We start from the raw sequence: 7,102 nt of genomic DNA, 5'->3' as shown, positions 1-7,102 counted from the left end.
TAAAAGGCTAGAAATGGTGTCCACTTAAATTAGGTGGACACCATCGCCTTTGGCGTCGGGGTCAGGAAGGTGTGTTGGCCGGACGCATACCTTGCGACGGTTCATGAGATCACTCATCTGACAGTTGAGTACCGCACCAAGTTGGGCGCTGACTCACCTGATCAGATCGTTCTGGCTTAGCAATGAACCCGCAGCACGCATAAGTTCGACGAGGAATTGAACAATGGCCAAGGACATCGAAAATCCCTGTATTTCTGTTTGCCAGCTGAACAGCGAACTGTGCGTTAGCTGCGGTCGCACCAAGGAAGACATCAGAAAATGGAAACGAATGAAGCGTCCAGAAAAAATGGCCGCTGTACAACGCGCGGCCCTGCGTCTGAAGAGCCTTCAAAAAAAGAACTCTTAAGCCACCGTCATTTACGTTTTCTACTGTTTCAGCCGAGACAGATGTCCTGATTCGGGAAGGTGCGCTGAGGGTGCAACGCCATCTCCGAACTTAACACTATCGCGATCAACTGCGCAGTGCTTGTCAGCATGCGGAGGATGGGGTCATCTCAAATTCTTATTGAGGACTGCTGTTCGGGGTTATCTGATTAGGCACAAGCATGCCTTTACGACGGCTGTTGATCGTCTTTAGCCATGGCTTGAGAATGAAATCGAAGGAGCATGTCCCGCTGCATGGTCATGAACGCTGACCATGCTGTGACGGGAGGGATGTGGTGGGATTAGTTTTGAGGGTACTCAGCAATGACCTGATCTGTGCCAGCTTTGGTCAGGCCGATTATCTGGTAGGCCTCATGCACTCCGTCGACTTCCATTCCTGGAGAACCAGGTGGCATGCCAGGAGCAGCGATCCCGAGAAGGTCGTCGCGTTTACTCATCGCAATTATTTGCTCAGCTGGCACGTGGCCTTCAACAAACTTCCCGTTGATCATCGCGGTGTGACAAGACGAGAGTCGTGGAGCGACACCCAGATCTTGTTTGAGAGCACTCATGTTGGTTTCTTCATGATCGATGACGGTGAAGCCATTAGCCTCAAGATGCTGAATCCATTTTTTGCAACATCCGCAGTTTGCATCACGATGCACATCGATGGTGAGGGCCTGCGCCGCTTGAGCCGTTGAGCCAATGAACAGCGCGGCGAATGTTGCGATACGCAGAGATCGACTTGAAAGTCGGAAGCTACCTGTCATGAATATTTCCTTTTCCCTTGGAGACGGCGAGATGTTCTACGAAGCAATAGAACCCCACTCAAGCGTTCATGCCGCTGCAAAGGTTGCATTGAAGGATCTACTCTAGAGTCGGGGAGCTAACTCCCCGATCATTAGAATTCGTAGGGCTAGTGCTCAAATCGCTTAGAACCACATCCGAATACCAGCTACAAATCGGGCCTCGTTTGTTTTTTCCCCTTCATCGCTGGCAAGGTCAGCCGTCTTACCGTATGAGCGATTCCAGCTAACTCCAATGTAGGGTGCGAATTGACGAGTAATTTCGTAGCGCAACCGCAGGCCTAGTTCGGTGTTGGCCAATCCAGATCCTATGCCGCGCTGAGGATCATTTTTCCCGTACAAGTTTACTTCGGCGGTCGGCTGCAAGATCAGGCGATTGGTCAACAGGATGTCGTAATCGCCTTCAAATCGAGCAGCGGTTTGACCGTTCTCACCAATATAAGCAGTCGCTTCAGCTTCAAAGTTATAGAGGGCCATGCCCTGAATACCGAGCGCTCCCCAGGTTTGAGGTGACCCAGGTTTGAAGTCTTGTCGAATGCCGGTGACGACATCCCACCATGGACCGATGGCGTGTCCCCACAGAGCCTGAAGTTCAGCGTTTTCGGTTACGCCATTTGTACGTTCACCTTCCGAACGCAACCAGAGGCGGTCGACGTCACCGCCGATCCACCCTTTTGCATCCCAAGCCAGCGCACTGCCGTTGTCAGCGTCTTGGTACTCAAATTTATCCAGGAGGATGAACGAGTTAATTTTTTTATCGTGCACACCATGGCCTGGTACGTCTGGAAAAGCGGCGGCCCGGTCAGCGTCGGTAAGTACGGGGATCGGGGTTCGGCTTGTGGTAGTCGCCCCTCCATCCATGCTTTCCATACCGTCCATTTGCCCGTTATCCATGCTCATCTTGCTGTGATCCATCGCCCCCATCTTGCTATGGTCCATGGCTCCCATTGAGCCGTGGTCCATCTTGGAGTGATCCATCGCGGCATCTTTCGCTTTGGCTGGTTTGGATTTTTGTGCAGTTGAAGGCTTTGCGTCCGCACTTGATGGCATCGCCATCGACGGATCCATCTCTTCAGCGGCTTGAGCCATAAAAAAGAATGCTGGACCGGTGGAGACTGCAAGTGCCATCAGCGTTGGGCGTAAAAACTTACTGGTCATGATCTCAATCTGCCTTTTTGGTTTTTTGGTCATGATCCATCGACTCATGGCTCATCTTGCTATGGTCCATTGACCCGTGATCTAGCTTCGAATCGTTTGCCGCTGCTGGCTTGTCCGTTGCTGTAGCAGGAACAGTGGTTGAATGATCGCTGCCATTTTCCTCTGCCAGCACCGTGGACGAGAGTCCACTCAGCAGGACAGCGGCAAAGAGGCAACCCACGAGGGAATTACGATTTAGGTATGTGCTCACAGATCGTCTCCTTTACTCATCAACCCGTACTTCACGGAACATGCCCATTTCCATATGGAAAAGCAGGTGGCAGTGATATGCCCAGCGGCCTAAGGCATCAGCGGTGACTCGATAGCTGCGTTTGGTACCAGGTGGCATATCAATCGTGTGCTTGCGCACCATGAACTTGCCGTTCTCATCCTCGAGGTCACTCCACATGCCGTGAAGGTGGATGGGGTGGGTCATCATGGTGTCGTTCACCAAGGTGATGCGCAGACGCTCGCCATACTTCAGGCGCAGCGGTTCGGCGTCAGAGAATTTGATGCCGTTGAACGACCACGAAAACTTCTCCATGTGACCGGTCAGGTGAAGCTCGATGGTGCGATTTGGCTCGCGGCCGTCAGGATCTTGGAAAGTGCTTTTCAAGTCGGAGTAAGTGAGCACTCGACGACCATTGTTCCGCAAGCCTATGCCAGGATCGTTCAGCTTTGGCGTTGGACTCATGGCTTGCATGTCAACCAAGGGATTGTTGGTTTCAGAGGCTGGGTGAGTCTGCATTTCTCCACCCATACCGCCCATGCCAGCCATCCCTGACATATCGCCACTGCCCATTCCTGCCATCTTGCTGTGGTCCATGCCAGCCATGTTGGACATGTCGCCTTTGTCCATGCCAGCCATCTTGCTGTGGTCCATGCCAGCCATGTTAGTCATGTCACCGCTGTCCATGCCGGTCATCCCGGTCATGTCACCTTGGTTCATCCCTGCCATCTTGCTGTGATCCATGCCGGCCATTCCACCCGAGCTGCCATGGTCCATACCAGCCATACCGCCCATCCCCATGTCATCCATAGTTACTATAGGACGTGGGTCAATCGCAGGTATCGGTGCCTTTAGGCCGTCACGCACTGCAAGTGTTCCGCTGGCGTAACCTGTGCGATCCATAGACTGAGCGAAGATGGTGTAAGCCTCATCAGTAGCAGTCTCCACAATAACGTCATATGTTTCAGCTACCGCAATACGAAACTCGTCGACGCTCACCGGCTTGACATGTTGACCGTCTGCGGCAACCACGGTCATCTTCAACCCAGGAATGCGGACGTCGAAATAGCTCATGGCGGAGCCGTTGATAAAGCGCAGACGGAGTTTCTCACCCGGTTTGAAAATACCAGTCCAGTTACCGTTGGGTGCCTGGCCATTCATGAGATAGGTATAGGTATCCGCGCTGACATCGCCGAGGTCAGTAGGACTCATGTTCATCTCAGCCCACATCTTTCGATCTGCTACCGTCGAAGACCAACCTTTGCTGCTGACATCGTCTATGAAGTCTCCGACGGTGCGCTTGTGATGGTTGTAATAGCCCGATTGTTTCTTGAGCTTCGCCATAACGCGACTGGGATCTTCGTCGGTCCAGTCAGTCAACATCACCACGTAGTCGCGATCGTATTGAAACGGTTCAGGTTCTTTCGAATCGATGACGATTGGACCGTAAACGCCTGCCTGCTCCTGCAAACCCGAGTGGCTGTGATACCAGTAGGTTCCGTTCTGATGAAGCTTGAATTTGTATTCGTACATGCCATCGGGTGCGATGCCATGGAAGCTCAAGCCAGGCACACCGTCCATGTTGGCGGGTAAGATGATCCCGTGCCAATGGATTGATGTGTCTTGGTCTAGACGGTTTTTTACACGCAGAGTGACGGTCTCCCCCTCACGCCAACGCAGCAACGGTCCGGGCAATGATCCGTTGATGGTCATAGCTGTGCGAGGCGAGCCTGTGATGTTTACAGGGCTTTCACCAATAAACAGATCAAATTCGTTACCGGAGAGTACGCTCGGCATACCAGGACTTGTCACCGCCCATACAGGAGTGCGCCAAAGGCCAAGGCCGCCGAGAATGCCACCAGCGGCCAAGCCTTTCACGAATGTCCGCCTAGAGGTTTTGGAGTGCATGCCGTTATGTCCAATCAGTCAAAAGGGAAGCCGCGCGAAACAACAAATGAATTGTCTGGATGAGACTCACTCACCGTTACAAAAGACGAACTCAAACGGTAAGCGAGCTCAGAAATTGCCACATTTAAACCACCACAGTGATTACATTTCTGTCAGCTTGTGAGCGTAGCTCAAATATTTAGCAATTTTTGTGGTCCATCGCCCTGGCTTTGCTTTCCGCGACAGGAGGCTGGGCATTTTTCGTTTGGGCTACTTGGTACGATTCCATCGAGTTACTCCTGGCCGCTTCCATACGTTCGAAAGTGCGGTCACCTCCGCCTTCAGCCATAGCAAAAGAAGATACGGTCAGAGCAGCGATGACGAACAAGGTTTTGATAGGGTTCATTTGGGTTTCCTCTGATAGATGGTAGCCCCTGAATCCACAACAAAGTTGTTGATGCTCAGGGAAGAGCTTAAGGCTCAATAGGACTATAAGACTAATTCCCTGTCAGGCAGCTTAGGCCAATATTACAGTTGTGTCAGGTTCCGATATTTCTCTTGAGCTGCGATGTACTTAATCCGTATGGTCTATCCATTGTCGGAATTCGCTGAAATCAAGCTCCTAAAATTTAGCCGTTCGGTGTTCTGTGCTTTCGGTCACTTTCACAGGGCTTGACGTTTTTTGAATTTGCACCGGAGTTATAAGCCGACTCAGACGCACCACATTCAACACATAAGTGTTTGATATAGGTGAAAATGGGAAATAGTAGCGTGACGGAAGGTGGCCGCTTGTGAGCATTAATTTTGAAAAAGCGCTTGGCTCCGCAGAAAGAGCGTTAGTTTATCGCAGCCAAAGAGCTGAGGTACTTAGCAATAATATCGCTAACGCTGATACTCCTAACTTTAAGGCTAGAGATTTGGAGTTTTCTGCTGTGCTCGCCAGCCAGACAAAACGAGGCTTGGATTCTCCGTTCTCTTTGAAAACAACAAACCTAAAACATATTGCCGCAAACGAATTAGCAAGTGATGGTCAAGGTGATGGTTTGTTTTACAGCACGCCTTACCAACCGTCACTTGATCAAAATACTGTGGATGCACAGCTTGAAGTGGCAAAGTTTACTGATAACGAAATTCATTTTGAAAGCGCTTTTAATAGATTGAACGGAGCATTTAAGGGGCTGCTTAAAGCTCTGCGAGGTGATTAGTAAAATTTACCCAACAATGAAATCGGCGCCTTAAGCGCTGATTTGCGATGGGAAACCGAGTGATTCGACAGCTTTACGAACTTGCTCTGGGTTTTCGCTACTTTCAACGCTTACCTTACCTGCCGCGCGATCCACGGAAACTTTAGCCTCGCTGTCCAACGATTGAATCGCTTTAGTGATTTTGCTGACGCAGCTACCGCAACCAATGCCTGATACGTTTAAGACGAACATGGTTATACCTCTTGTGCTGAGCGGTCTCTTTTCACCGCGATGACAGCATCAACGTTGACACCGCGGTAAGGTCAAGAGTTATGTTTTGTGGGGAGCGAGCAACGGTTGCGCTCAAGCTATATGGGTATTCCTCAGTCTCAAAGCATTGAAAACTACTGACGCAGAACTGACGCTCATGGCTAACGCAGCGATCATCGGCGACAGAAGGTGCCCCGTCAGCGGATAGAGTAGGCCTGCGGCCAAGGGAATACCCATTGAGTTGTAAAGGAAGGCGAAACCCAAGTTTTGCCGCATGTTTTTTACTGTCGCAACCGAAAGTGCCCGTGCCCGTAGAATCCCCATCAGGTCGCCTTTTACCAGCGTGAGCTGAGCGCTATTCATCGCGACATCAGTCCCTGTACCCATGGCAATGCCCACATCTGCACGCGCTAAGGCCGGTGCGTCGTTGATACCGTCGCCGGCCATGGCAACCTTTCGACCGTATCGCTGGAGGTCCGCCACCAGGCGCTCTTTGTCCTGAGGTTTAACTTCTCCATGAACCTCTTCAATACCCATCTCCTTGGCGACAGCACGTGCGGTGGTGAGCCCGTCTCCGGTGGCCATGATGATTTTTACGTTATCAGCTTTAAGCTTGGTGACTGCTTCTTTGGAGGTCGGTTTTATCGGATCTGAGACCGCCAGTAATCCTGCCAGAACCCCGTCAACTGCTAGATAGATGATGCTGATGCCTTCAAGGCGCAACAACTCTGCACGGTACTGTAAGACCTTAGTGCTTACACCGGCAGCGTCCATCAGTGCTGTGTTGCCCAGCTGTACCTTCTTGCCATCAACAAGGCCACTGACTCCAATCCCAGACCCGGACTCAAACGATTCAGGTTTGGTGAGCACGATATTTTCAGTTCGGGCATGGTCGACGATGGCGCGCGCCAAAGGATGTTCGCTGCCTTGATCAAGGCTAGCGGCCAGTTGAAGAACATCGTGTGGGTTGAAATCTGGTGTGGCGTCCACACTGCGGATTCCACGGCCATCCGGCCACCTATTCCATAAACATCCGGCCACTGATTCCACGATGATCCGGCCACCCATTCCACGCTCATCCGGCCACCCTTAAGGCAGGCAGCAAC

The 7,102-nt window shown here is 51.5% G+C and carries 8 protein-coding genes and 1 pseudogene; 2 read left to right on the top strand and 7 right to left on the bottom strand.

Annotated elements, in window-relative coordinates; all coding sequences use genetic code 11:
* Positions 1 to 223 precede the first annotated feature (223 nt).
* The gene (locus AO268_RS31025; protein ID WP_038444670.1) at positions 224 to 406 is read left to right on the top strand and encodes a DUF1289 domain-containing protein; all 183 of its coding nucleotides are present in this window, start codon (positions 224 to 226) and stop codon (positions 404 to 406) included.
* 319 nt (positions 407 to 725) lie between these two features.
* On the opposite strand, the gene AO268_RS31020 is transcribed toward AO268_RS31025, so the two are convergent.
* The 5 genes from AO268_RS31020 to AO268_RS31000 all read right to left on the bottom strand — a co-directional run bounded on the left by AO268_RS31020 (position 726) and on the right by AO268_RS31000 (position 4,948).
* On the bottom strand, positions 726 to 1,193 hold the full coding sequence (locus AO268_RS31020; RefSeq protein ID WP_017341649.1) for a DUF411 domain-containing protein: 468 nt from the start codon (positions 1,191 to 1,193) through the stop codon (positions 726 to 728).
* Positions 1,194 to 1,355: 162 nt separating this feature from the next.
* Positions 1,356 to 2,420 (bottom strand): copper resistance protein B, encoded by a 1,065-nt coding sequence (locus tag AO268_RS31015; RefSeq protein WP_038444668.1) that lies wholly within the window; start codon positions 2,418 to 2,420, stop codon positions 1,356 to 1,358.
* Positions 2,392 to 2,637 (bottom strand): hypothetical protein, encoded by a 246-nt coding sequence (locus tag AO268_RS31010; protein ID WP_099170805.1) that lies wholly within the window; start codon positions 2,635 to 2,637, stop codon positions 2,392 to 2,394. The genes AO268_RS31015 and AO268_RS31010 overlap by 29 nt, the downstream gene beginning before the upstream one ends.
* A gap of 12 nt (positions 2,638 to 2,649) precedes the next feature.
* The gene (locus AO268_RS31005) at positions 2,650 to 4,563 is read right to left on the bottom strand and encodes a copper resistance system multicopper oxidase (RefSeq protein WP_038444665.1); all 1,914 of its coding nucleotides are present in this window, start codon (positions 4,561 to 4,563) and stop codon (positions 2,650 to 2,652) included.
* Between the two features lie 178 nt (positions 4,564 to 4,741).
* Positions 4,742 to 4,948 carry a co-regulatory protein PtrA N-terminal domain-containing protein gene (locus tag AO268_RS31000; RefSeq protein ID WP_032856636.1) on the bottom strand — a complete coding sequence of 69 codons (207 nt, stop codon included), beginning with the start codon at positions 4,946 to 4,948 and terminating at the stop codon, positions 4,742 to 4,744.
* 385 nt (positions 4,949 to 5,333) lie between these two features.
* On the opposite strand from AO268_RS31000, the gene flgB reads away from it, so the two are divergent.
* Positions 5,334 to 5,747, top strand: a complete 414-nt coding sequence (gene flgB / locus AO268_RS30995; protein ID WP_076963049.1) for a flagellar basal body rod protein FlgB — start codon at positions 5,334 to 5,336, stop codon at positions 5,745 to 5,747.
* Positions 5,748 to 5,777: 30 nt separating this feature from the next.
* Here flgB and AO268_RS30990 read toward each other — a convergent pair whose 3' ends face one another.
* Positions 5,778 to 5,978 (bottom strand): heavy-metal-associated domain-containing protein, encoded by a 201-nt coding sequence (locus AO268_RS30990; RefSeq protein WP_074321237.1) that lies wholly within the window; start codon positions 5,976 to 5,978, stop codon positions 5,778 to 5,780.
* A 111-nt stretch (positions 5,979 to 6,089) separates the two neighbouring features.
* A pseudogene (locus AO268_RS30985) lies at positions 6,090 to 6,989 on the bottom strand (HAD-IC family P-type ATPase); the annotation flags it as partial.
* Positions 6,990 to 7,102 lie beyond the last annotated feature (113 nt).

Source organism: Pseudomonas sp. ICMP 8385, from assembly GCF_002699915.1.
Taxonomy (GTDB): domain Bacteria; phylum Pseudomonadota; class Gammaproteobacteria; order Pseudomonadales; family Pseudomonadaceae; genus Aquipseudomonas; species Aquipseudomonas gessardii.
This window is presented reverse-complemented; position numbering and strand designations above follow the sequence as displayed.